The 24,650-nt window shown below is 37.1% G+C and carries 22 protein-coding genes and 1 other RNA gene; 2 read left to right on the forward strand and 21 right to left on the reverse strand.

The features are described from left to right. Window positions 1-245: 245 nt before the first annotated feature. The 9 genes from ACZLO7_RS16050 to ACZLO7_RS16090 form a co-directional block, all read right to left on the reverse strand. Window positions 246-2,144 (reverse strand): ATP-dependent DNA helicase, encoded by a 1,899-nt coding sequence (locus ACZLO7_RS16050; protein WP_464940562.1) that lies wholly within the window; start codon window positions 2,142-2,144, stop codon window positions 246-248. Window positions 2,145-2,557: 413 nt separating this feature from the next. Then, window positions 2,558-3,694: a THUMP domain-containing class I SAM-dependent RNA methyltransferase gene (locus ACZLO7_RS16055; protein WP_464940563.1), complete on the reverse strand. Its 1,137-nt coding sequence runs from the start codon at window positions 3,692-3,694 to the stop codon at window positions 2,558-2,560. A gap of 2 nt (window positions 3,695-3,696) precedes the next feature. Then, window positions 3,697-5,436, reverse strand: coding sequence for a putative bifunctional diguanylate cyclase/phosphodiesterase (locus tag ACZLO7_RS16060; protein ID WP_464940564.1), 1,740 nt, complete (start codon window positions 5,434-5,436; stop codon window positions 3,697-3,699). Between the two features lie 78 nt (window positions 5,437-5,514). Beyond that, window positions 5,515-5,904, reverse strand: an RNA gene (gene rnpB, locus ACZLO7_RS16065) — RNase P RNA component class B. A 65-nt stretch (window positions 5,905-5,969) separates the two neighbouring features. Beyond that, window positions 5,970-6,290, reverse strand: a complete 321-nt coding sequence (gpsB, locus tag ACZLO7_RS16070; RefSeq protein ID WP_464940565.1) for a cell division regulator GpsB — start codon at window positions 6,288-6,290, stop codon at window positions 5,970-5,972. Between the two features lie 118 nt (window positions 6,291-6,408). After that, window positions 6,409-7,653, reverse strand: a complete 1,245-nt coding sequence (locus ACZLO7_RS16075; RefSeq protein ID WP_464940566.1) for a ribonuclease H-like domain-containing protein — start codon at window positions 7,651-7,653, stop codon at window positions 6,409-6,411. 1 nt (window position 7,654) lies between these two features. Further along, entirely contained in the window at window positions 7,655-9,934 is a 2,280-nt protein-coding gene (locus ACZLO7_RS16080) for a DEAD/DEAH box helicase (RefSeq protein ID WP_464940567.1), read from the reverse strand. Then, the gene (locus ACZLO7_RS16085; RefSeq protein ID WP_464940568.1) at window positions 9,912-10,292 is read right to left on the reverse strand and encodes a YppE family protein; all 381 of its coding nucleotides are present in this window, start codon (window positions 10,290-10,292) and stop codon (window positions 9,912-9,914) included. The genes ACZLO7_RS16080 and ACZLO7_RS16085 overlap by 23 nt, the downstream gene beginning before the upstream one ends. A gap of 80 nt (window positions 10,293-10,372) precedes the next feature. Continuing rightward, complete coding sequence (locus tag ACZLO7_RS16090; RefSeq protein WP_464940569.1) at window positions 10,373-10,552, reverse strand: hypothetical protein; 180 nt, start codon at window positions 10,550-10,552, stop codon at window positions 10,373-10,375. A 160-nt stretch (window positions 10,553-10,712) separates the two neighbouring features. Between ACZLO7_RS16090 and recU the strand changes: the two genes are divergently transcribed. Together recU and ACZLO7_RS16100 are read left to right on the forward strand one after the other, a co-directional pair. Further along, window positions 10,713-11,315, forward strand: a complete 603-nt coding sequence (gene recU, locus ACZLO7_RS16095) for a Holliday junction resolvase RecU (protein ID WP_464940570.1) — start codon at window positions 10,713-10,715, stop codon at window positions 11,313-11,315. Window positions 11,316-11,389: 74 nt separating this feature from the next. Further along, window positions 11,390-13,972, forward strand: coding sequence for a transglycosylase domain-containing protein (locus ACZLO7_RS16100; RefSeq protein WP_511261423.1), 2,583 nt, complete (start codon window positions 11,390-11,392; stop codon window positions 13,970-13,972). 64 nt (window positions 13,973-14,036) lie between these two features. Here the strand turns inward: ACZLO7_RS16100 and ACZLO7_RS16105 are convergent, their stop codons facing one another. The 12 genes from ACZLO7_RS16105 to panB form a co-directional block, all read right to left on the reverse strand. After that, window positions 14,037-14,390: a YpoC family protein gene (locus tag ACZLO7_RS16105; protein WP_464940572.1), complete on the reverse strand. Its 354-nt coding sequence runs from the start codon at window positions 14,388-14,390 to the stop codon at window positions 14,037-14,039. Next, window positions 14,387-15,046 carry an endonuclease III gene (gene nth / locus ACZLO7_RS16110; RefSeq protein WP_464940573.1) on the reverse strand — a complete coding sequence of 220 codons (660 nt, stop codon included), beginning with the start codon at window positions 15,044-15,046 and terminating at the stop codon, window positions 14,387-14,389. Before nth ends, ACZLO7_RS16105 begins: the two co-directional genes overlap by 4 nt. Before the next feature lie 10 nt (window positions 15,047-15,056). Beyond that, window positions 15,057-15,773 (reverse strand): DnaD domain protein, encoded by a 717-nt coding sequence (locus ACZLO7_RS16115; RefSeq protein ID WP_464940574.1) that lies wholly within the window; start codon window positions 15,771-15,773, stop codon window positions 15,057-15,059. Window positions 15,774-16,152: 379 nt separating this feature from the next. Continuing rightward, complete coding sequence (asnS, locus tag ACZLO7_RS16120; RefSeq protein ID WP_464940575.1) at window positions 16,153-17,448, reverse strand: asparagine--tRNA ligase; 1,296 nt, start codon at window positions 17,446-17,448, stop codon at window positions 16,153-16,155. A 71-nt stretch (window positions 17,449-17,519) separates the two neighbouring features. Beyond that, complete coding sequence (locus ACZLO7_RS16125; protein ID WP_464940576.1) at window positions 17,520-18,713, reverse strand: pyridoxal phosphate-dependent aminotransferase; 1,194 nt, start codon at window positions 18,711-18,713, stop codon at window positions 17,520-17,522. An 18-nt stretch (window positions 18,714-18,731) separates the two neighbouring features. Beyond that, a complete protein-coding gene (locus ACZLO7_RS16130; RefSeq protein WP_464940577.1) occupies window positions 18,732-19,214 on the reverse strand; it encodes a cell wall elongation regulator TseB-like domain-containing protein in 483 nt (160 codons plus the stop codon). A 9-nt stretch (window positions 19,215-19,223) separates the two neighbouring features. Continuing rightward, window positions 19,224-19,382 carry a hypothetical protein gene (locus ACZLO7_RS16135; protein WP_464940578.1) on the reverse strand — a complete coding sequence of 53 codons (159 nt, stop codon included), beginning with the start codon at window positions 19,380-19,382 and terminating at the stop codon, window positions 19,224-19,226. A gap of 22 nt (window positions 19,383-19,404) precedes the next feature. After that, on the reverse strand, window positions 19,405-22,188 hold the full coding sequence (gene dinG, locus ACZLO7_RS16140) for an ATP-dependent DNA helicase DinG, 3'-5' exoribonuclease type (protein ID WP_464940579.1): 2,784 nt from the start codon (window positions 22,186-22,188) through the stop codon (window positions 19,405-19,407). 30 nt (window positions 22,189-22,218) lie between these two features. Beyond that, window positions 22,219-22,377: a hypothetical protein gene (locus ACZLO7_RS16145; RefSeq protein ID WP_464940580.1), complete on the reverse strand. Its 159-nt coding sequence runs from the start codon at window positions 22,375-22,377 to the stop codon at window positions 22,219-22,221. A gap of 82 nt (window positions 22,378-22,459) precedes the next feature. After that, complete coding sequence (gene panD, locus ACZLO7_RS16150; RefSeq protein WP_464940581.1) at window positions 22,460-22,843, reverse strand: aspartate 1-decarboxylase; 384 nt, start codon at window positions 22,841-22,843, stop codon at window positions 22,460-22,462. Window positions 22,844-22,846: 3 nt separating this feature from the next. Next, window positions 22,847-23,698 (reverse strand): pantoate--beta-alanine ligase, encoded by an 852-nt coding sequence (gene panC, locus ACZLO7_RS16155; protein WP_464940582.1) that lies wholly within the window; start codon window positions 23,696-23,698, stop codon window positions 22,847-22,849. Continuing rightward, complete coding sequence (gene panB, locus ACZLO7_RS16160; RefSeq protein ID WP_464940583.1) at window positions 23,695-24,534, reverse strand: 3-methyl-2-oxobutanoate hydroxymethyltransferase; 840 nt, start codon at window positions 24,532-24,534, stop codon at window positions 23,695-23,697. The genes panC and panB overlap by 4 nt, the downstream gene beginning before the upstream one ends. Window positions 24,535-24,650 lie beyond the last annotated feature (116 nt).

Raw genomic sequence — 24,650 nt, forward strand, 5'->3', positions numbered from 1 at the left:
CACGAATACCGAAGTAAATCAGTTGTAAGTTTTTGTGTGTGGGATTTTGATTGTTGCGCTAAGTTTGTTGATTGTTGCGTTAAGTCTTGTGATTGTTGCGCTATCTCTTGTGATTGTTGCGCTAAGTCACCTGATTGATATTTAGCAGAATATTCATGTCATAACTTCTTGCAAAACACCAATTATGCTTACCCTATTCACACAAAAAAGGCCAGCTCATTTTATCTAGAGCTGGCCTTTTCTTATTAAACTTCTGTTGCTTCAACTGCGAAAATAGGTTGTATTTTCTCTTTATGTTTATATTCTTCTTCATTTAGTAAAATATGAATGTCTCCATGGTCTTTTGATGTACGGATTAATCGACCCATTCCTTGCTGTAGTCGTAACAGCATGAATGGTATGTCAACTTCTTCAAATGCATCTGTAGCAAATGAACGCTTCGCATCAAATAATGGATCATTCGGTGGGAATGGTAAATCGAAAATAATCACACGTGTTAAAGATTCTTCTGGTAAGTCTAAGCCTTCCCATAAATGATATGAGCAAAGTACTTTTACTTCTCCTGCTTGGAAGTCACGGATAATCGAAGATAGTTCACGATCGCCTTCAAATGCAACATCTGCACGAAGTTGTTCCGCCAATTGTTCTTTAAATTTAAGCATTGCTTGTTTTGATTTAAATAGAATCAATGTTTTCTCATCATCTTGTAATAACTTCTCAACAGCTGCAAGTTTCTTTTCTTGAGCTATTTTGTGCAATTGAATCTTCATAACTTCTTCATATTCAAATGGAGAAGAAACTGAGAATGATTGGAATTTGTTAATTCCTAAGCTGTTTGCGATATATGAGAAGTCTTTATTTATTGATAGAGTTGCTGATGAAAATACATAAGGCATTTTTTTCGAGAATAACTTTTCCTCAAGTACTTCTGTAATAAGTCGAGGCATGATGACAAGTGTCTCTTCACCATCAGTTTCCTCTAACCAGTCTACAGCATCACCTTGCGCGATGAATATACGCATCGCAGCCTCGTATTGTTCTAGGAATTCCTCTACCATGCGTAACTCATATTCAGGAATAATATACATTTCTGATTCGAAAACAAATTCTTCAAGTAAAGATTCCACTGTATCTATTACTTTTTGACCTAATTTTATCAGTAATGGTGATTTATTAATTCGTTTACGATCTTCATCCGATTCAATGACATCATCACGTAGTTGATCAAAGAATAATTCGTGACCATCTTGTAACTTTTCCATTGTATATAGCGTTTTTTCTCGTAAACCATCAACCATTAGCATATCTAGAAGTTTCACAATAGTGTAATCTTGCACTTTGTAAGTCATCGCTTTTTGTGCTGCGTATTCAAGTAAGTGCCCTTCATCAAGTACAATCATAGAAACTTCCGGTAGAAGAGCTAATTGCCCTTCGCGTTCACGAGATTCTTTTGTCGCAATATTCTCCATCAAGAAATCCTGTGAACAGATGATTAAATCCGTCGATTGGCGATAATCTGCACGGTGTAGGGTTTGCCCGCAGCGATTACGTAAATCACAGACTGAGCACTGTTGAATTGAATTGTAGTTGACCTTTTGCCAATCAGCATCACTGACATTTGGATAGTCACTACGTTGACCATATAAAGATAATGTTCCTTGGCCAAATACGCCATCTGGTATCGTTTCTACGATATCATCTATATATTCGCCGTCATGAAACTTTTCAGCCTCTTCAAAGCGTTTTAAACATAAGTATTGATCGCGTGATTTTGCTAAACGCACATCAATATTTAAATCAAGATATTGCTGTAATTTATGAATATCGCCACCTTCTTTAACGAGCTGGTCGATTAAAGTCTCATCTGCACATGCAATCAATGCTGGACGTCCAGTGTAGCGCGCATATGAAATAGCTGGTAATAAGTATGCTATTGTTTTTCCTGTACCTACACCTGCTTCAGCAAATAATACTGATTTTTCGCGTAAAACTTTTTCTATTTGATAAGCCATAAAGATTTGCTCATCACGACATTCTAGACCCTTTTCAGGTAATTCATCATAAAGCATATCGCCCATCCAATCACCCAACGAGTCGAAGAATGATTTTTCTTTTGATAGAGCAAATGGTATTGCTTGTCTCATCTTGTTCCCCCTCGTACGTCAACGAAATAAAAAATTATTTACAACTAAACGGTAATTGAAACCTTTGTTATTATAGCATTATTCTTATCTACCTTGTTACATGCATGTATACGATTTAATTTTTTTTCATTTTATGTGTTCAATTTGTGGTCAAATCACGGATATCGTAGTATTACCCAGAAAACAGGAAATTAAACACCATGAAATTTGTGTACTTTATATAATAGAAGAAACTAAGTAAAACAAGTCGGCATTTATTTTATAGAAGAACTAGGCAAAGTTCATTATTTACTTAACAAAAAATTATATTGATTTTTGGAAAGAATTATTCTATAAACAAAAATTAAATACTTTTAGTAATATTCTTAGCATAAACAAAAAAGGAAAGGGATATATCCCCTTCCGTTTTTAATTTAGTTTCTCGGTGTACGTTGACCCCAGAATTGATAAAAATCTGTTCTGATAAATCCGTTGAATAATTTACGTTTTTTCGTTGCTTTTCTACCGTATAGTGTTTCGAAGTTTTCCATTGATGATAGCATGTAGACTGACCAAGATGGGTATTGCGCCATATTGTCGCCCATTTCACGTATCATTTGTTCAACCATTTCTATATCACCAATACGTTCACCATAAGGTGGGTTACCAATCATCACGCCATCAGTTGAAAGTGTAGTGAAGTCTTTTATTTGCATTTGTTTCCAAGTAATTAAGTCCGCAAAACCAGCTTCAACCGCGTTGTTTTTTGCAATTTGGACCATACGATGGTCGATGTCTGAGCCAATGATTTCTAAAGGCTGATCGTAGTTTGCCACATCTTCTGCTTCCAGACGAATATCATCCCAAATCTGTTGTTTCATCCAAGGCCACGCTTCTGAAATGAACTCACGGTTATAACCAGGAGCCATATTTTGACCAATCATTGCAGCTTCAAGTGCAATTGTACCTGAACCACAGAAAGGATCAACGAATGGACGATTTGGATTCCATTTAGAAATTTGAACAAGCGCTGCTGCTAATGTTTCTTTTAGCGGCGCTTCACCTTGATCTAGTCTATACCCACGTTTGTGTAGGCCTGCTCCACTAGTATCAATCGTAAGTGTTGCCACATCCTTTAAAATTGAAATTTCAATTTTAAATTTAGGTCCAGTTTCTTCTAAGAAACCTAAACGTTTATAGTGGTATTTCATACGTTCAACTATTGCTTTTTTTGTAATTGCTTGGCAATCAGGTACGCTAAATAATTTAGATTTAACGGATTTACCTGTTACAGGGAATTCTGCATCTACTGGCAAGAATTTCTCCCAATTAATTGCTTTTACGCCCTCAAATAATTCATCAAATGTACGAGCTGGAAACTCACCTGCAATAATTTTCACTCGGTCCGCTACACGTAACCAAAGATTCGTTTTTGCGATGGCTTTCTCATCACCTTCGAAGTAAACTTTTCCGTTTTCTGTTGTTGTTTCAAATCCTAGGTCCTGAAGCTCTTGTGCGACAATTCCTTCTAACCCCATTGCTGCGGTTGCTACTAATCGAAATGTTGTCATTGTTATTTCCCTTCTAACTGTTCTAATTCCCAAAATTCAAGGAATTCGATAAATTCATCTAAAGGTAAAGGCTTTGAGTAATAGTATCCTTGAATCATATCACAGCCCATTTTACGTAATAGCTGAACTTGTTCTCTTTGCTCTACTCCCTCAGCAATTACCTTCATATGTAAACGATGCGCCATTTGAATAATGGCATCTACTATTGCTTGCTTATCATCTAACGAGCAAATATGTTGTATAAAACTACGATCAATTTTCAAATAATCTAATGGAAACTGAACTAAATAGCTAAGTGAAGAATAGCCTGTCCCAAAATCATCGATTGAAAGCTTAAAACCTAATTGCTTAAGGAGTACTAATTTTCGAATCGTTTCTTTTTCACTGCTCATCACCGTACGCTCTGTTAACTCAATTTCAAAATAATGCGCAGGACAATTATTTCTTTCCAATATTTGCGTAATAGATTCAATGAAATTACTTTGATGAAAATGAATACTCGATATGTTCAATGCGATTGGTATTCTTTTTACATTTTGTGATTTTAATTTTACATAGTCCTGGCATGCACGATTAATAATACATTCACTAATCGGTATAATTAAACCTGTTTCCTCTGCATAAGGGATAAATTCCCCGGGCGAGACGAAGCCTAGTTTTTCATTATGCCAGCGTACTAAAGCTTCTACTCCTACGATTGCACCTGTTGTAACAGAGACTTTCGGTTGATAATGTAATTCAAAGCTATCATTTTCTATAGTTTTTCGTAACTCATTATCTAGGAGTAAAACACGTTTGTTATCTGTTTGTAATTCGTCAAAGTAAAAAGAAAATTGACCTCTCCCATTTTGCTTCGCATAATACATGGCCTTATCAGCTTTGGTTAATAATACTTCCGTATCATCTTCATCATGCGGATAAATACTAATTCCTATACTGGTAGACACATATAAATTCTGATCATCAACAGTAAAGGGTTGTTCTAACAATTGGATTATCATTTCAGCCAAGTGTACAGCTTCTCTAGGATGATGGATATTTGTTAATGTAATAACAAATTCATCACCGCCGTATCTAGCTAAAATATCTTTGTTTTTCAACAGCGATTGTATTCTATTTGCTACTTCCACTAACAAATAGTCACCAACTGCATGACCAAGTGTATCATTTATTTGCTTAAAGCGATCTAAATCTAAAAATAAAACAGCATGTTGATAAGACCGTGTAGAGGAAGACTCAAGTAAAACTCTCATGCGCTCATTATAGGCAAATCGATTTGAAACACCTGTTAAGGTATCGGTCATTGCACGTTTTTCAAGCTCATCTTCCACGTCCTTTTGTTCAGTAAGGTCGGAAAAAACACCGCAGTAGTTTGTAACTTCACCTTGCTTATCACGAACTTCCATGATTGAAAGCCATTCTGGATATGCATCACCCGTTTTTCGACGGTTCCATATCTCACCTTGCCATTCACCTTTTGAATACAGCTCGTTCCACATGCTTTTATAAAAACCACTATCATGAATGCCTGATTGTAAGATAGCAGGGCTATGTCCAACAACTTCTTCTTTTTTGTAGCCTGTAACAAATTCAAAAGCTGGATTCACATTTATTATTTTCTTTTTTGGATCAGTTATCATGATTCCTTCAGAAATTGTTTCAAATACTTTTTGTATTAATTCGTCAGAATAGCTAGAAATAGTGGTTTGGCCAATAATCTCGTTAATAGATATTTTTTCCATAAATTTCACCATATCCCCAAAAGAAAGGCCCTCCAGGAACTGGAGAGCCTGACTGTTCATGTTTAACATCATTGAAAGTTCAATAAGCCATGTTTTGTGCCCGAGTACTCAAACGATTTACATCTCGTACAGCCGGGTAGTAATCATCTATCTACGTGAGATGCAAGCATTCACGTCTCTCCATCCATTCATTTCCTTCAGGAGAGTGCCCCTACCATAATTTGGGTTTCTCACTCGTGGGGTTTACCTCGTTCCACCTGTTACGTTTCCGCACCAGCTTCGTCACTGTGGCACTTTCAGAGAGTTTCAACCATATCCTTTAAAGGACTTAGGCTTTCCTCCCGCCGTCAGCCATAAGGCTGCCTTAGCTTATTTATTCACTAAGCACGAACACTACGGTCATCTCAGAACCGTGCGAGCATGGACTTTCCTCAACAATGTCAAGCATTGCAGCGATTACCCGAAAATTCATGATGATGTTTTTCATTATAATATAAAAACATGTTCAACCCAATACGACTAAAGACCTATATTCAATCGTATAACTTATCTCCAAAAACATGTTTTTCCAAGTTCGAGATTCTCTTTAAAATATCAAAATTTGTATTGCCAGTATGTTGTGGTTGTTGTGGTTGAACTTGTGCCGGTGTTTGACACTTAGCATTTTGCGCAGCCTCAAGCTCTTGTTTCAACATGTTAATCTCTTCTTGCTTCTTAGCTACAATTTTTTCAAAGTTCTCATAATCTTGAATAATTTCATCTAAAAATTGGTCTACATCATCTTGACTATAACCTCTTAAACCGGTTTTAAAATCTTTATCTAAAATCTTTTTTGCTGTTAATTTAGTATCCATATACATCGCCCTTCCATCGCAACATAAGTGTTCTTAGTATAGCATATTTCTTAAAGGCAATGCTTACTTACAGCCATTTCTCAACGTTTTTTGTCGAAAACTGCGATTGCCCAGGAAATTATTTCTTCCTTTCAAGCCGATTCTTCCTTTTTTGTATATCTGAAAGTCTTGAAGCTTTAGATTCCTTAGTCCACAGTGAACTTTCCGTTACAAGTTTCCATGCTTGATTTGTCATTTCTATTGCAAACTCATAGTTTTTTTCACGGTGTTCAAAAATTTTCGCTAGCTCAATGTGTGCCGTAATTTGTTGTCTACCTTGTAAATACGGCAAGGCTTGTTGAAATGATTTCCGTGCCTCTATATAATTCTGCTGTCTTTTAAGCTGGAAACCTAGATAATAATATGCATTTGCTGCTTCTTCACTCGTATATTGAGACGTTACTTGTTGTAAAAGTTCCTCACTACGATTGATTTCTTTTAAATCAGCGTACCATTTTCCAATGTTTGTATAGGTTGTAGCTGATTCTTCTGTAATGTCTTCACAAAGTAAATTCGTCGCCTGCACATACAACGTCAATAATGACAATAAATCCCATTCGTTATGTTGTAGTACTTTTAGCAATGCCTCAGGCTGCCCACTTTTGACTGCATCTAAGTAAATAATCGGCGCTAAATAACCTGGTACATCGTCAAGACGAGTAAAGCCCAATTTTTCCTCTTCTACTTGTGTAAGTTTCATACGTGCAATGTCATTTTTCCAAATGCGTTTTGAGCCATGCAATAAATCTAGTTGATCATGCTCTTTTAATGGTGGTAGCTCTTTTTTATTTAATGTCCAACGAGTTTGTAACTGTGGCCAATCGAAACTTTTACCATTATACGTGATAATAGTTTTCTTTCCTTGCCAAAATTTCGATTCAAACAAAAATGCTACTTCATTACTCGGATCAGCTAATACATACTGCTTTAATGTAAAGCCATCTGCAGACTCTTCAAGTAAACCGTTTAGGAAGATATGCGTACCTACGCCTTTTAATCCAGTCGTTTCTGTATCATAGAATACAAGATTACTAGCATCCATTAAAGATATCGGATGTGGATTTTCTGTTTGTTGCCACTTTTCAAAAGCATCATATAATTCACCTAAATAAATAGCACCGTGTTTATAATCAGGTGGATAATGCTTCTCTAATAAAAACACTACACCAAAATCATTTTCAATCATTTGTAATCCAGCATCCTGCCATTTGCCGGCATAGATAGGGACGTCTGGTTTTATAAATGGTTCTTTTTCTATCATTTGTTGCGTGTTATTTTTCTTCAATAGTTTTTTCATTTGAAGAATTTTATTTTCATATGACATATTAATCATCCAATTCTTCTAATAGAAATGATTGCAAAAAGTTCAATACTTGTTTCTTACCTTTATCGCTTAAATCTTGTGCGCCAATACAAGAAGGGCATCCATTTTGGCATGGGCATGCATGAACATGTTCAAAAACATGTTGAATAAGTGGTCCCCAAATATCATACACCCGTTCACTTAGCCCGATACCACCTGGATAACGATCGTAAACAAAGAAAGTTGGCTTTTCTGAATGTACCGCCTTCACTTGTGGTATGACATGGACATCACTGCGGTCACTTTGAATGAATAACGGAATAAAACTGTTCATCGCAAACGCCACACCTGTCATAGCGCTTGTTAAATCGTCTTCTGTCCAGTTCACCGGTTGTTCAAAGGATAGCCATGTAGAACTCGTATGAAGTTCTTCTGGTGGTAGATGAATCGGACCAGAACCGATATTATCGTGCGAATCAAATCTAATCTTCTTAAATATAGTTGCGGTAGCCAAAATCATAACATCACCAAATGCTGCTTCAGACTGACCAAGAAGCTTTTGCTTATCTTCACTCATCACCTTTAGTTCAACCGCTAAATTAGCATCTGTAAAATAATCAACATCCACTTCACGAACAAAAGCTTTCTTCTCTTCCCAATCAAGTTTTTCTACTTGAAATTGTACACCCTGATGTAAATATATTGCTTCTTCATGAAGCAGGGTAAGTGCACTATACCGATCCATCTCTCCAATAACACGAGTATTTGCAGGAATAGATTGATCAATGATTACGACATTTTCTTGTGATGCTGAACGCAAACTAATTTCGTGAGCCGGGAAACTATCGCTCATCCAGTGCCATTGTTCAGATGTTTTTAAAAGGACACCCTCCTGCTGTAAATATTCCAATAGTTCTTGAATTTCAAACTCTCCGTACATATCAGTGGTTTTAAAAGGCAACTCAAAAGAAGCACATTTTAAATGATCCATTAAAATGAGCATATTATCTGGATAAATACGAGCTTCTTCTGGAGAACTACCTAACAAATAATTAGGATGATTGATAATGTATTGATCCAATGCAGTAGATTGTGCCACATAAATAATTAACGCTGCATCTTGCCTTCTGCCAGCACGTCCAGCTTGTTGCCATGCACTTGCAATATTGCCGGGATAGCCGGTCATAATGCAAGCTTGTAATTGACCAATATCAACTCCGAGCTCTAGTGCGTTCGTACTGACAACTGTTTGAATTGTACCTTCACGCAAACCTTTTTCAATTGAACGTCTCTCGGAAGGTAAATATCCGCCTCGATAACCGCGAATTGATTCATCTTTGATTTTCTTTTTCGTTAAGTTCTTCATATACGTTACAAGCATTTCCACTCGTACACGACTTTTAGCAAAAACGATTGTTTGAATCTGTGCTTCATATAGTTTTCTAGCTAAATCTCTTACTTCTAAAATTGCACTTCTCCGAACACCAAAAGTAGGATGAATAATGGGCGGATTATAAAATAGGAATGTTTTTTTCCCTACTGGTGCCCCATTATCAGCTATTAGTTGATGTGTCGTATTCGTTAAGTTCTCTGCCAGCTCTTTCGGGTTTTTTATTGTCGCTGATGTACATATAAAGATGGGATCACTTCCGTAAAAGCGGCAAATACGTTGCAAACGTCTTATAACGTGGGCAACATGACTACCAAATACTCCTTTATATGTATGCAGCTCATCCAGGACAATATACTGTAAATTTTCAAATAACGAAACCCATTTCGTATGATGAGGCAAAATTCCTGAATGTAACATATCAGGATTAGTCATAACGATATGACCAGCCTTTCGAACCTTCTGACGAATACCAGGTGAAGTATCACCATCATATGTGTAGCTTAAAACTTCTTCTCCACTTTGCTCTATTAATTCATTCAAATCACTTTTTTGATCTTGTGCGAGCGCCTTTGTCGGGAATAGATATAGGGAACGTGAGGCTTTATTCTCTAAAATCGCTTGTAAGACGGGTAAATGATAGCAGAGGGATTTTCCTGAGGCAGTTGGTGTGACGGCCGTAAAAGATTGCCCATTAGTCGCATAATCGAAAGCTTGTCTTTGATGCGAGTAAAGCTGACTAATACCACGCTTTTGTAAAGCTTTTGCTATAGCAGGGTGTAATTTATCGGGAAAAGGAACGAGTTTTGCTGGCATTGCATCAATCGTATGTTGATACTCAATTCTCTCCATCATTTCTGGATACAGTTGCCACTCTTCTAAAAGCTGATTAATCGTTTTTTTCTGAAGCATATTGTTCACCATCCTCACGCAAATAGCGCAAAAAAGTCTCTAATGTATATTTTACAGATTGTATTGATTGATAGAATCGTTTTTTACTCGTTGCTTTATAAAAAGATTGCACCACAAATTGATCCATCGCATCTAGCGCATTATCAATTTGTGTTTTGTGCATGTATTTCGGTCTATTTAATAGTATCCATTTCTCAGACTCTGACTGCCAAGTTACTAATATAGCATGCCATTCATCGGCATGCGGTTTCACTTCAAGAAAGAAATCCGGAGATGTGTCTTCTTCTCGCATACGCAAAAATCGTAGCCAGCATGCTTCGCATTCTTCTAATAATTTTTCTGTGGTAGATAATAGCATTTATACACACCTCCATTTTCATTTTTAACATTAAGAAATCATTTATTTTCAGTGTATCAAAATATCGTAAAAGAAACTACTTATGCACGAACGAATATTCCTTTCGATTGTTTTTCAAGATTACTTAGGCGGTGTTGAACTGTTGCAATGTCATTCATATGTTTTTGAATTTCGGTGTGACGTTCCACAGACATTTGTGCGTGTAGTAACTGATCGATTAATTCAAGTTGAGTAAGTAAATGAGATATTCTTTGCATCATTATCGCCTCCTAGCTTTAGGATTTCCTTATAAATTTAAATAATCCTTTCCACAAGACAAAACAAGTGCAAGTTCGATATAAATAGAAAAAATCTCTGTCATTTCTTCTACAATTCTTGTATTTGAAAATATGTTATTATAATTGATGATGAGGTGGTCAAATGGCAATTCGCTATCCAAATGGGAAAAAGTATACTCCACCAACTTCAGAGGGAAAAAAAAGGAGTATAAAGGATTATTCCTATAGTAATCGGGGCAAAACTTTAGAAGATGAAATTGATGAAGCAAATGACTTTTATTTACAACGACAAATAGCAGTCATTCATAAGAAACCTGTTCCGATACAAATCGTCAAAGTAGAGTATCCATCGAGAAGTGCAGCTGTTATCCGGGAAGCATATTTTAGAACGCCTTCTACGACGGACTACAATGGCATCTATGATGGCTATCATATTGATTTTGACGCCAAAGAAACGGAAAGTAATACATCTTTCCCCTTAAAAAACGTTCATCCACATCAGGTTGATCATATGACAGTTGTTGCAAAGCAACGAGGTATTTGTTTTCTATTAATACGTTTTTCTTCCATGGAACGTTATTTTGTAGTACCTTTAGAAATGCTTCAAAATGCTTGGACTAGAATGCTTACAGGTGGTCGCAAATCAATTTCTTTAGTAGAGTTTGAGGAACAAGCGATAGAAGTAATACCAACCTATAGTCCACGTATCGATTATTTACAAGCAGTACGTAAAATGCTGCCATAACTTATGAATGTTTGTAAGAAAGTGAGGAAAATTTAGTGGGGCAAGAAATTAATTCTCGGGAACAAAGAAGGAAAATGCGAGAACAACAAAAGAAACAAAAAAAACCAATGAAAGTTTGGCTTAAACGTCTTTTAATAGCAGTAGTATCAATAGGTATTGTTTTATTTATAGCAGGTGCTGCTACATTTGCATATTATGCAGCTACTTCACCTGACCTAGATGAAGAATTATTAAAGGATCCTGTATCATCGCAATTCTACGATTCTGACGGCAAAGTATTTTATACAATGGGGTTAGAAAAACGTGAACACGTAGCTTATGAAGACATTCCTAAGGAAATGCGAGACGCTATTTTGGCGACAGAAGATGTTCGTTTCTTTAACCATCACGGGATTGACTTTTACCGCCTTGGAGGAGCTGTTCTAGCCAATTTACGAGAAGGGTTTGGAGCACAAGGTGCTAGTACATTAACCCAACAAGTTATTAAAAACTCATTTTTACAAAATGAGAAAACAATTAAGCGTAAAGCTCAAGAAGCATATTTATCCATCCAATTAGAGCGAGAATACTCTAAAGAAGAGATTTTCGAAATGTACTTTAACAAAGTATTAATGTCCGGGCGTATTTATGGATATGGAACAGCATCAAAATATTTCTATGGGAAAGATTTAAAAAATCTTAAATTAGAAGAAATGGCTCTTCTTGCTGGTATGTCTCAACTACCAAACGCCTATAATCCATTCAAATATCCGGAAAATGCTGAGAAACGTCGAAATACAGTTTTAGCATTAATGTACAAACATAAGAAAATAACAAAAGAACAAATGGATAAAGCAAAATCTGTTAAAGTTGAAGTTGGTTTATTACCTGAAAAAAAACGTAAAACAGCATCAACGTCAAAATATGACGCATTTATCGATGTAGTCTTAAAAGAACTTGCTGAAAATGGTGATGGAAAATCATTAGAAGAAGGTATTAATGTCTATACAACATTAGATTCTTCTGCTCAAAAAATTGTAGAGACTACTATGAACTCAGATATATTCCCTACAAAAGATATTAAATCTGGTATGGCAGTAGTTGATACTGAAACTGGGGCGATAGCAGCAATTGGTGGTGGACGTAATTATGGTCCTGAACGTGGTTTAAACTATGCTGAGGCTATTAAAAACCAACCTGGTTCTACAATGAAACCAATTATGGATTATGGTCCTGCCATTGAAAATTTAAAATATTCTACAGGACAAACTATTACCGACGACAAGATGTTCTACACCGGCAGCACAAAACAAATCAATAACGTTGATAGATTGTATAAAGGTGATATGACTCTTCGCGAGGCCCTTTATACTTCTCGTAACGTACCTGCAGTAAAACTTTTAAAAGAAGTGGGTACAGATAAAGCGAAGAAATTTATTAGTAATCTAGGAGTCGAAGCAGACGAAATTTATGAATCTGATGCAATCGGCGGTGGTAAAATCAGCTTATCCCCAATTGAGATGGCAGGAGCATATGCTGCATTTGGGAATAACGGTATTTACACTAAACCTCATTCGATTAAGAAAATTGTCTATCGTGATGGAAAAACTGCAAAATCGTATACACCGGATCCAACACCTGCAATGAATGATTACACTGCCTATATGGTTACTGATATGCTACGTGATGTAGTTGGTCCAAAATACGGTGCTCCTGGTACTGCTGCAGCTATTCCAGGCTTAGATATTGCTGGTAAAACAGGTACTACAAACTACGGTGCTGATGAATTCCAAAAATATAACCTACCTGAATCTTCAGTTCCAGATTCCTGGTTTGCCGGTTATTCAAGTAAGTATTCCATTTCTGTATGGAGTGGCTATACAAACCGTAAAGATCCAATTACTACAACAGATGAACGATTATTGCCACAAAGATTATTCAAAACAGTCATGAGTCAAATTTCAGCGAATACAACAACACCTAACTTTAAGAAACCAAATTCAGTTGTAGAAGCTAAAATTGTGAAAGGTTCAAAACCGTTACAATTAGCAAGTTCAAGTACACCTGCTGATAGAACAGCTACTGAATTATTCGTTAAAGGAACAATACCTACAAATACTGCTCCTGCTGAAAAAGTAGAAGAGCTGGAAGCACCTACTGACTTAAAAGCAACATTCGATGATGAGGCTAATGCGATCAACTTAACTTGGGCTCATAAACCACCTAAAGATAAAAGTGTAAGTTTCGAAGTTTCAGTGTCAGTAGATGGTGGAGGTAAACAGAAGCTAACACAAACTAGTGATAAGGCGTACACATATGGAACGCCGCAAGATGGTAAAACATATGTCTTCTCTATCGTAGCAGTCGCAGATAATGAGAGGAGTGCTCCTGCATCAACATCCATTCAGATTCAGGCGGCACCTCCTGATGAAGATGAAATAACACCTCCAGATGAAACCGAGCAACCTGAAGTTCCTGTTACACCTGAAGAACCTACAGAAGGTGAAAACGGCGGTAATCAGAATGGTAATAACAACCCTGATAACGGTAGTCCGCCTGAAGATAATAACGAGGCTATAAAACCTGATGAAGATGAAGAAGATGTCGATACAAGTGCCACCGATGATGACACTAGTAATGACAATAAATATCCAATAAACAATAATAACCGACAATAACATTATGAAAAAAGCAGCAATCTCCAATGGGAGATTGCTGCTTTTTCATTTACAGAACTAAATATCAGACCTTTTTAAGACGTAAACGTGCCATTCTCTTTTTAGTTTCAATAAACAATTCATCCAGTTGACGATAACATGCATACTGCCCTGGTCTTCCTTTAATGAATTGCAAACGTTCAACACCATTAATCGGCAAAACCTCATATTCATCTGTCAATAGAATGTTCTCTGTTTCAGAATTGGATACGGTTACAATAAAAGATTCATATAATTCGATACCATTTTGCATAACATCTTTCGCTTTGCCATCACGGGCTGCATGTGAACTATGGATTTCTGCTCGTAATATCTCCCAGGCTTCTAGCCATAGATTAACTTGTTCTTTTGAGATAGCCTCTTTTCGGCATTCTATCATCGCTTTACAAGACCTTTCTTTTCGCGTTTTTGCCCTTCTCTACAAACGTCAAAAAGTGGGCATACTTGGCATTGCGGATTTTGTGCTTTACAGTGATAACGTCCAAAGAAAATTAGCTGATGATGCGTTTTCGACCATTTTTCGATAGGAGTTTTTTTCATAACTGTTTCTTCAACTTGTAAAACGGAATCTTTCCAACGGCATAGACCTAAACGTTTCGCAACTCGTTCGACATGCGTATCGACTGCGAGTGCTGGAACATCAAATGCGACAGATAAAACAACATTCGCTGTTTTTCGCCCAACACCAGGTAATGTAACAAGCTGTTCTCTGTTCGCAGGGATTTCACCGTTAAATTCCGATAATAGAATATGACACAGTTTTTGAATATTATTCGCCTTACTACGGAACAAACCAATAGAGCGAATATCTTGTTCTAACTCTTCTAATGGTACTGCTAAATAATCTTCTGGCGTTTTGTATTTTTGAAACAATACGGCAGTAACTTTATTTACTAAAACATCCGTACATTGGGCAGATAATAATGTGGCTATCGTTAATTCGAAAGGATTATCATGTACTAGCTCGCAATAAGCATCAGGAAACATCTTTTCCATTTCCTCTAAGCAATAATCCCATTGTTTCTTCGTTAGCATGTGTACCTCCCTATTCGCGTTCTTCTAACCAATTGTAGAATGGTACTTTTTTGGTTTGTTGTGGTTCAATCTGTTGTGATCTTGCGGGTACTGAGTTTTGACGGAAATTTTGAGCCAATTTTTCAGCATCTTGAGGTGTTTTGACATTTTTCTTTTTCCATTCAAATAGAATGCGATCCACATAGCGTAAGCTTAATTTTTGTGATAAGACAGCTTCAATTAATGCTTTGCGAATCACTTCTGGAGAATGACCATCTTGATCTAACCACATTGAAATTGTTTCGGTTTCCATTGGTGATAGAAATCGCCCAAATTCTTGTTCAAATAAATTGAATAGCTCTCCCTCTTTTAACTTGGAGCTATCCTCTACTTTTTTAACATTTTTCTCCGTTACACAGTCTACTAATCGCGCCCATAATGGTTGTAAGTTAAAGGTTTCAAACAATACACCCAGCTCGTCCACTTTTTGCAAAATTTCTATAAAGCCTTTTTGCATTAGTCGTTGTAGACTAGATGCTATTTCATCCTCGGTTATTTGCATTCGATTCGCTATGTCTGTTGGTGTTGGAAATTCATTTCCTTCTTCACGAAATGCAGTTAAATGCATAATAAGCATGGCATCTAAATCTTTGATGCCTAACTCCTTATAAAACTTAAAAAAAAGCTGAGAAATGGAAACATTCCCCTGCTCAATCCAAATTCGGAGTCGATCAGCTTCGTTCGTCATTATCGAACTCCCCTTTTTTGTCTGTAAATTAACAAGAAGAATCGCAATAAATTGCGGTTCTTCTTGTTAGGTTTATTGATTGGTTTTACTACATAATGAAAATATCCAGTCCTTTTCTAAGGCCCGCATGACGCGAATGCAACCATTGCGGCAGGACGCCGCGCACCTAGGTTGCCTTCCTTTGTACTTTTATCACATATCCAGCTTCAGTGGCCAGCCCCTCGAGGTCACTTCAGTCTCTCGGTCAAAGGCAAAAAGCGCCTTTGATTCAGGCCCGCACGATGTGGGTCACGCAGTCGTTGCCACAGGACGTGGCGTTCTTAGACTGTGTTCCTTTGTCCAGTGCTTGTCGGGGCTGAACGGGCCACTTCAGCATTTATCAAGGATATAGTCTATTTAGTAAACGTGGGAATGGAATTGATTCACGTACGTGCTCTGCTCCTGTAATCCACGCTACTGTTCTTTCTAAGCCAAGACCGAAACCTGAGTGTGGTACTGATCCTTGTTGACGAAGGTCAAGATACCAAGCATATGCACTTTCATCTAAGTCATGTTCTTTTAAACGCTGTTTCATTAACTCATAGTCATGTACACGTTCAGAACCACCAATGATTTCACCGTAACCTTCTGGTGCAATTAAATCCGCACATAATACAACATCATCACGGTCTGGGTGAGGTTGCATGTAGAACGGTTTAATACCTACTGGGTAGCATGTGATAAAGACTGGTTTATCATAATGTTCAGCAATTGCTGTTTCGTGTGGTGCACCAAAATCTTCTCCCCACTCGATGTCATCGAAGCCTTTTTCATGTAAAAGTTTGATTGCATCATCATAAGAAATTCGTGGGAATGGTGCTTGAATATGTTCTAATTTAGATGTATCACGACCTAAACGTTCTAGTTCGATTTTGCAATTTTTAAGAACTGATTGCACGATGTAAGAAACATATTGTTCTTGTACTTCTAAGCTTTCATCGTGTTCAACAAAAGCCATTTCCGGCTCAATCATCCAGAACTCGATTAAGTGACGACGAGTTTTTGATTTTTCTGCACGGAATGTTGGACCAAATGAGAATACTTTTCCTAGTGCCATTGCAGCTGCTTCCATATATAATTGGCCGGATTGAGAAAGGTATGCATCTTGATCGAAATATTTTGTATGGAACAGTTCTGATGTTCCTTCAGGAGCTGACCCTGTTAGAATCGGCGGGTCTACTTTTGTAAAACCATTATTGTTGAAGAATTCGTAAGTTGCACGGATGATTTCATTACGAACTTTCATAATAGCGTGTTGTTTACGAGAACGTAACCATAAGTGACGGTTGTCCATTAGGAACTCAATACCATGCTCTTTAGGTGTGATTGGGTAATTATGTGCTTCAGCAATAACTTCAATTTCTTTTACTTGAAGCTCATATCCAAATGCCGAGCGTTCGTCTTTTGTTACTTCCCCTACTACATATAAAGATGATTCTTGATGTAAGCCTTTAGCCGTTACAAATACTTCTTCTGGAACGTCAGCTTTTACGACTACGCCTTGGACAAATCCTGAACCATCACGTAATTGTAAAAATGCTATTTTACCGCTCGAGCGTTTGTTTGCAAGCCAAACACCTAGTTTAACTGTTTCGCCAACGTGGTTTGACATGTCTTGAATGCGAATTTTTTTCATATAGACCTCCTGCATTTTAAACAATTTTGCAGACTGCCTAAAAATAGACAGTCTGCTTCATTGTTAGAATATTAATCTTGCCATTTAGATTTAACGAACTTATCCATACGAGAAACAGCTTCTTCTAATGAATCAAGTGAAGTTGCATAAGAAAGACGAACTGTTTTTTCTGCACCAAAACCAGAACCAGGAATGACTGCAACATTTGCTTCTTCTAATAAAGCTTTCGCAAATGCATCAACAGATTCATAACCAGTTTTAGTAGCCGCCTCCGTTACGTCTGGTAGTAAATAGAATGCGCCTTCTGGTTTCAACACATGGAAGCCAGGGATTGCATTTAATTTTGGATAAATTTCTGTTAAACGTGATTCAAATGCTTGTCGCATTTCTTCTACTGTATCTTGAGGTCCATTGTAAGCCTCAATTGTTGCATATTGTGCAGTAGTTGTTGCATTAGACGTTGAATGACTAGCTAAGTCCGTCATCGCTTTAATGATTTCACTATTACCTGCTGCATAACCAATACGCCATCCTGTCATAGAGTGAGATTTAGCTACTCCATTAATCACCATCGTACGTGCTTTTATGCTATCTGAAAGTTGTGCGATTGAGAAATGTTTAATTCCATTATAAACAAGTTTTTCGTAAATTTCGTCTGACACGATTAGAATATCTGCTTCTTCACAAACTGCAGCAATTTCAGCTAATTCTTCTTTTGTATAAACCATACCAGTAGGATTACTTGGTGAGTTTAAAATAAGTGCACGTGTTTTATCAGTAATAGCACTGCGAAGTTGTTCGGCTGTTACTTTGTATTGTTGCTCTGCAGTAGCTTCTAAATGTACAGGGACACCGCCAGCTAATTTCACTTGTTCCGGATAACTTACCCAATAAGGAATTGGGATAATTACTTCATCTCCAGGGTTTAATAACACTTGGAACAGAGTATAAAGGACATGCTTCGCACCTACACCTACCATAATTTCGTTTGGAGTATAAGTAAGATTATTGTCTCTTTCTAATTTAGCAATTATAGCTTGTTTTAATGCTGGTAGACCTCCAGCAGGTGTATATTTGGTGAAACCTTTCATCATAGAGTCTGTTGCTGCATCTAAAATGTTTTTTGGTGTGTTAAAATCAGGTTCACCCGCGCCTAATCCTATAACATCAATACCTTGATCCTTCAATTCTTTTGCTTTTGCTGTAATTGCTAAAGTCGTTGAAGGTGTTAATGTTTTTACACGGTCTGCTAAATACTGTTTCAAGTTAATCTTCCCCTTTTTTTACAAGTTCAAAATACGCTTCCACCACTGTCCATTTTCGAACAGAATATAAACGTAATTTAGTTTATCCTCTTGATTAAGATACGTAATTTCCCAAACGACACCGGGCTCTTCTATACCTAGTTTTGTATGAAGGATTTCTTTCACGTCACCCTTTTTGGACACAACAGAAAGTGCTTCTTTTTCAGAAGTGCCTTCCTCCATTAAAACTTCTTCTAGCTTTGCCTTACTATCATCTTTTGGAACAAACACAGCCTTTTTCTTTCCTGCCTTATCTGTTCCTAAAACCGTAACAAACGGTTTCTTACCGTTATACACATAGGTATCGGTGACAGTCGCTAGCTTATTTGCATCAAGCACAACTTGCTTCGCGTCTTTCTCCGAGCTGTAAAACGGTGAATAAGATTTCCAAGCAACTATAACGACAATTGATAACGACAGGATTAACAAAAATATCGTAAAGAACTTGATCCAATTTTTCATTATATCACCTTACGTTTCATTTATCGTGAAGATAGGCTTCATAATGCCTGCATTTAAATGCGTTAACTCTAACATCGAATTGGTTAATCTTAACGCATTTTCTAGTTGACTGAAGCTCGGCTGAAAACATATCTTAATAGCTGATCGTACTTTAAATTGCTTTTTCATATGATCGACCTGCTTTCTATCCTCATACTTTTTTATTATACCAATGTTCTAATTCTAAGACCATATGTTGAAGGGATACTTTTTTCACCGGAATCGCTGGAAGTGCACGTATAAATTCCTTCCCATACGATTTAGTCTCAATTCGGCGATCCAAAACGATAAAAACGCCCTTATCCTGTGAAGAACGGATTAAACGACCAAACCCTTGCTTGAAGCGTAAAATGGCTTCAGGGAGAGCTAATTTATAAAATGAATTCAATCCTTGTTCGTTTAATACTTCGGATCTAGCTCTGAAAATCGGTTCTTCTGGTGCAGAAAATGGTAAACGCACGACAATAACCGCCGACAATGCATCACCTGGTACATCTACACCTTCCCAAAAGCTATTCGTACCAAACAATACAGAATGATTAAACTTCTGGAATAGTTTTAATAATCGCATGCGACTACCTGAAGACATACCTTGAGCAAAGAGCATATAATCACATAATGCTTCCGTTTCTTGAATTAACTCAACCGTTTTTCTAAGCATATCTTGAGACGTAAACAATACAAAACAACGGCCCTCAGTAGCAAGTACAGTTTGAATAATGGCATCTGCTACAGCTTCCACATATTCTGTTTGGGAAACTTGCTGAATTTCAGGCATATCATCAACTATATAAAGGCTCGCACCGTCATAGTATGATGGCGGTGCTTGGAATTGGAATAGTGGCACTGAACTTTGAAGTCCTAGTTGGTCCGCGATAAAGCGACGATTGTTCGGTACAGTTAATGTACCAGATGCCCAAATAATTCCTGAGTGATTACGGAAACGATCTAAAACAGTTGTGACCGATTGCGCAACGTGAATTGGACGTTTATAAACATGCAAGCTTCCTGGTATACTTCGCTGATCTAACTCAATCCATGCTGAACAATCCACTTCATAAGTCAAGAAGATAGCATCCCATTCAGCTACTTTAATAGTTAATTCACGTAACCAGTAATACCAGTCTGATAATATCGTTTGCTGTGTAGGTGATAAATCATCAGGATTTTGCTGGAATACATCACTTATTTCCTGTGCAAATTGTACCCATCCCTGTATACTATGACTCACTTTTTCAAATAAAGGTTGCTTAATTATGAGCGAATTTAAAGGATAAGTACGCTTATTGTGACGTGAACCTGACTTTTGAATATTTAATAGATTAATCAATTGATGAATTGTTGCATCAAAAATCTGCACCATCTCACAATATTTTATTTCTAATTTTGATAATTGCCTAATTGGAATCTTCCCGCTATCAGCCATCAATTTAAAATAATTATGAATTAACTGATGGTCATCAACTGATCCAAGTTGACCAAAAATGTATTTCCATTGTGTATAAGAGAGTGCTTTTTCATCTCTTAATGTAGCCGCCTGAATAAATTGATGTGCTTCATCAAGAATCCAACCATCAACGGATGCAAGAACTGGCTCAACTCGCGTTAAATCAGAAAGTAACATCGCATGGTTTGTAATAATAAGATCTGCTGTTTTGCTTTTTTTAATCGCATTTTCGTAAAAGTCAAAGTAACCTTTACCACGTGAAATAACAGTCGCCGATGAACGTCGTACTTTGTCTAATAGTAATTGTCCTCCACCAGATAATGTAATTTCATTCAAATCGCCTGTCGTTGTATTAGCGAGCCAAACGAGTAGTTGCATCATTGTAAATGATTCATCATAGGAAGTATCTTGAGCAACAAAAAGCTCTGCAAAACGATCCACATCTATATAGTGCTCCATTCCTTTTAACAAAGTAACATTAATAGATGTTTGCAGAATCGCTTCTGCTTTTGGCAATTCTTCTGCTAACAGTTGGTCAAGCAGATGCGAAGTATATGAACTAATCCCTACTTTACCATTTGTTTGCTTGGCATAAATAATTGCAGGAATTAAATATGCAAGTGTTTTACCAATCCCAGTAGACGCTTCTGTTAATACTTCCTGCTTGGTATTTAAAGCTTGCCAAACTTGATCCATCATTTTAAATTGATCAGGGCGAACTTCGAAATTTTTGAAAGCTCTAGTAAATAAGTCTTTTTTTTCAGCAGTAGATTGTGGATATTTCAGCGCCACCTCTGATTTAGCCTCAATTACTGCTCCTCTTAACGCTATATTTTTATAATAAAAGTGGATCTCAGATTGTTTGGATACTGCTCTTTTTATCTGAATCGCATCAAAGAATAATTGAGATAGGTCTGATTTTAAGCGAAAAGAACGCTGATGTAATTGTTCAATTGTTGATAGTGGAATAGTTAACAATTCTTCCCAACCACGTTTTAATAATAGTGCCGTTGCAAAGGCATCATCGTCAGCTCTATGTGCTTGTTTCAATGAAATATTCAATTCCATAGCGATATCCTGTAGCTTGTAGCTAAATGCCGTTGGGAATAAAATTTTCGAAAGCTCGACTGTGTCCATCTGTTTACCAAACCATTTTGGTAGACCTGCTCTTTTGAATTCAGCTTGTAAAAAAGGCAAATCAAAATCAGTATTGTGCGCAACAAAGACACAATCTTGCAAAATGTTATAAATTTTTTCAGCATGCGCTTCGAATGGTTTCGCATCTTTTACATCTTTGTCCGTAATATTCGTCAAGTCTTGAATAAAACGAGGGATTTTCTTCCCTGGGTGAATGAAAGTCGTGAAAGTTGATTGCACTTCCCAATCTTTCATTAAAACAATCGCTATTTGAATGATACGGTCTCCGTTTTGAGAGGAGTGACCTGTCGTTTCTAAATCTACGATTGCGTATGTTTGACTGTCCATCATTTTCTTCACAACTTTCCGATCGGTTTATACTCAAAATTCTATCACATTTTGGGCAGAATAGCTGAGGTTGGTGTGTAGAATTGTAGATTTTGCGGATTGTTGTGTTAAGTCTGGTGATTGTTGTGTTATTTCTGTTGATTGTTGCACTAACTTTGCTGTTTGTTGCACTAATTCGTTTGTTTGTTGCATTAATTAGCCTCATTGTTATTTAGCTGAATATTCACGTCTTAAGATACTAAAAAAAGCACCCAATATTGGATGCTTCCTTCTTTTACATTACTGTTGCTTCTGGTTCATATTGAATGAGTTCTTTAATCGTATTACCGTGTTGCATAATTGCTACAGTTGGCTTGTGGTTTTTTGCTTCTTCATTATTAACATATGCATAAGACATAATAATAACTACATCACCTTTTTGCACTAGACGAGCTGCTGCTCCGTTTACACAAATAACACCACTACCTCGCTCTCCAGCAATAATATATGTTTCAAATCGTGCACCGTTATTATTATCAACAACATGCACTTTTTCATTTGGTAGCATGCCAACTGCATCGAGTAAATCCTCATCAATCGTAATACTACCTACATAATTTAAGTCCGCTTGCGTTATAACTGCACGATGGATTTTCGCATTCATCATCATTCTTAGCATTGCTTATTCCCCTTTTCTTTGAAAAATAATATTGTCAATTAGGCGCGTGTTACCAAAGTAAACTGCTGTTGCAAGTAAAATTTCGCCAGTTTGCTCTGTCACTTCAGTCAGATCTGGGTAACTTAGCATTTGCAAATAATCAATACGCCCATTTGAATTGGTTTCGATATGTTCTTTTGCAAGTCTTGTTGCTTCAATAGCATTGTCGTATTTCAAATAATGGGTTGTTGCAATATCTAACGCTTGCCAAATAACTGGTGCTTGCACACGTTGTTGGTCTGTTAAAAATACATTTCGTGAGCTTTTTGCAAGGCCATCTTCTTCTCGAACAATTGGCACACTTCGAATTTCTAATGGGAAATTATAATCACGTACCATAGTTTCGATAATCGCTAACTGTTGTGCGTCTTTCTGTCCAAAGTAAGCGTTTGTTGGCCTAGTTAAATGGAAAAGCTTTGTCACAACTTTTAATACCCCATCGAAATGTCCAGGTCTTGTTGCTCCACAAAGAATTTTAGATTGCGGACCTGCCAATATTTGAATACCACCATTAGTCGGATACATCTCGCTGGTAGAAGGAGCAAATAAAAAATCAACTCCTACTTTTTCTGCAATCCGCGCATCACGCTCTAAATCTCTAGGATAGCTTTCATAATCTTCGTTAGGTCCAAATTGTGCTGGATTGACGAAAAGGCTCATGACTACTAAATCATTTTCTTTGCGAGCAGCCGTTGCTAGCGCCATATGCCCTTCATGTAAATAGCCCATTGTCGGAACGAGACCTATTGTTTTGTTAGCTTTTATGGCTGTTGTGATGTGCACAGTTAGTTCTTTAATAGTTGAAACAATTTTCATTTTCTTATTCCTCCGTAAAGCTGTTCTAGTTGATTATCTGTCATCGTGAAACGATGCTCTACTTTTGGAAAAGAACCTTGTTTTACTGCCTTTGTGTAGCTTTCGATACCGCTCTGCATCAAATCTCCAGCAAGTGCGAACGTTTCAACAAATTTTGGTACATGGTGTGTTCCATACGCTAGCACATCATGATAAACGAGAACTTGTCCATCAACATCTGCTCCTGCTCCTATGCCGATTACTGGGATTTTAAGTACTTTTGTAATTTCTGCTGCGAGCTGATATGGAATACATTCAAGGACAAGCGCACATGCCCCTGCCTCTTCAACTTTTTTTGCATCTTGCAATAATTTTTCTGCTGCAGCGGCTGTTTTCCCCTGCACTTTATATCCCCCAAGAACTGCCGCAGATTGTGGTAGTAAGCCTAAATGTGCCACCACCGGAATCCCAGTATTCACTAAAGAGGATATTACATTGACAACAAGCTCTGCTCCTTCAACTTTTAACGCACTAGCACCAGTTTGTTGGAACATATGAATCGCAGTTTGTAATGTTTTATCAATTTCTCCGTGGTAAGAACCAAATGGCATATCGACTACTATAAAAGTATCCTTTGCTCCTCTTTTCACCGCTTTCGCATGATGGACCATATCTGCAACAGTTACAGGTACAGTTGAATCATAGCCGAGTACAACCATTCCTAAAGAATCACCTACTAAAATCATGTCAACACCAGCTTCTTCAGCTTGTTTTGCAGACGGAAAATCATAAGCGGTCAACATAACAATCTTGTTGCTTTGTTCTTTCATCTTCAAAAAATCAGTCGTTGTTTTCATAACGCTTCCTCCTCTTTACAGGAAGAAAACAAAAAACCCCTCTGTCAAAAAATGGACAGAAGGGTTGCGTCTTCAATAAAATGCATCGTTTTCTTCCGTCCCTGTCTATTACTAGA

It is taken from the genome of Viridibacillus sp. d25.2 (assembly GCF_055456015.2).

Coding starts and splice junctions, on each gene's coding strand:
- panB (WP_464940583.1), bottom strand. CDS start 24,534: ATGAAAACAACGACTGATTTTTTGAAGATGAAAGAACAAAGCAACAAG.
- ACZLO7_RS16075 (WP_464940566.1), bottom strand. CDS start 7,653: ATGTCATATGAAAATAAAATTCTTCAAATGAAAAAACTATTGAAGAAA.
- panC (WP_464940582.1), bottom strand. CDS start 23,698: ATGAAAATTGTTTCAACTATTAAAGAACTAACTGTGCACATCACAACA.
- recU (WP_464940570.1), top strand. CDS start 10,713: ATGGCAATTCGCTATCCAAATGGGAAAAAGTATACTCCACCAACTTCA.
- ACZLO7_RS16100 (WP_511261423.1), top strand. CDS start 11,390: ATGCGAGAACAACAAAAGAAACAAAAAAAACCAATGAAAGTTTGGCTT.
- ACZLO7_RS16090 (WP_464940569.1), bottom strand. CDS start 10,552: ATGATGCAAAGAATATCTCATTTACTTACTCAACTTGAATTAATCGAT.
- ACZLO7_RS16050 (WP_464940562.1), bottom strand. CDS start 2,144: ATGAGACAAGCAATACCATTTGCTCTATCAAAAGAAAAATCATTCTTC.
- gpsB (WP_464940565.1), bottom strand. CDS start 6,290: ATGGATACTAAATTAACAGCAAAAAAGATTTTAGATAAAGATTTTAAA.
- asnS (WP_464940575.1), bottom strand. CDS start 17,448: ATGAAAAAAATTCGCATTCAAGACATGTCAAACCACGTTGGCGAAACA.
- ACZLO7_RS16145 (WP_464940580.1), bottom strand. CDS start 22,377: ATGCAACAAACAAACGAATTAGTGCAACAAACAGCAAAGTTAGTGCAA.
- ACZLO7_RS16080 (WP_464940567.1), bottom strand. CDS start 9,934: ATGCTTCAGAAAAAAACGATTAATCAGCTTTTAGAAGAGTGGCAACTG.
- ACZLO7_RS16055 (WP_464940563.1), bottom strand. CDS start 3,694: ATGACAACATTTCGATTAGTAGCAACCGCAGCAATGGGGTTAGAAGGA.
- ACZLO7_RS16115 (WP_464940574.1), bottom strand. CDS start 15,773: ATGACGAACGAAGCTGATCGACTCCGAATTTGGATTGAGCAGGGGAAT.
- ACZLO7_RS16135 (WP_464940578.1), bottom strand. CDS start 19,382: ATGAAAAAGCAATTTAAAGTACGATCAGCTATTAAGATATGTTTTCAG.
- ACZLO7_RS16105 (WP_464940572.1), bottom strand. CDS start 14,390: ATGATAGAATGCCGAAAAGAGGCTATCTCAAAAGAACAAGTTAATCTA.
- nth (WP_464940573.1), bottom strand. CDS start 15,046: ATGCTAACGAAGAAACAATGGGATTATTGCTTAGAGGAAATGGAAAAG.
- ACZLO7_RS16060 (WP_464940564.1), bottom strand. CDS start 5,436: ATGGAAAAAATATCTATTAACGAGATTATTGGCCAAACCACTATTTCT.
- ACZLO7_RS16130 (WP_464940577.1), bottom strand. CDS start 19,214: ATGAAAAATTGGATCAAGTTCTTTACGATATTTTTGTTAATCCTGTCG.
- ACZLO7_RS16085 (WP_464940568.1), bottom strand. CDS start 10,292: ATGCTATTATCTACCACAGAAAAATTATTAGAAGAATGCGAAGCATGC.
- panD (WP_464940581.1), bottom strand. CDS start 22,843: ATGCTAAGAATGATGATGAATGCGAAAATCCATCGTGCAGTTATAACG.
- dinG (WP_464940579.1), bottom strand. CDS start 22,188: ATGATGGACAGTCAAACATACGCAATCGTAGATTTAGAAACGACAGGT.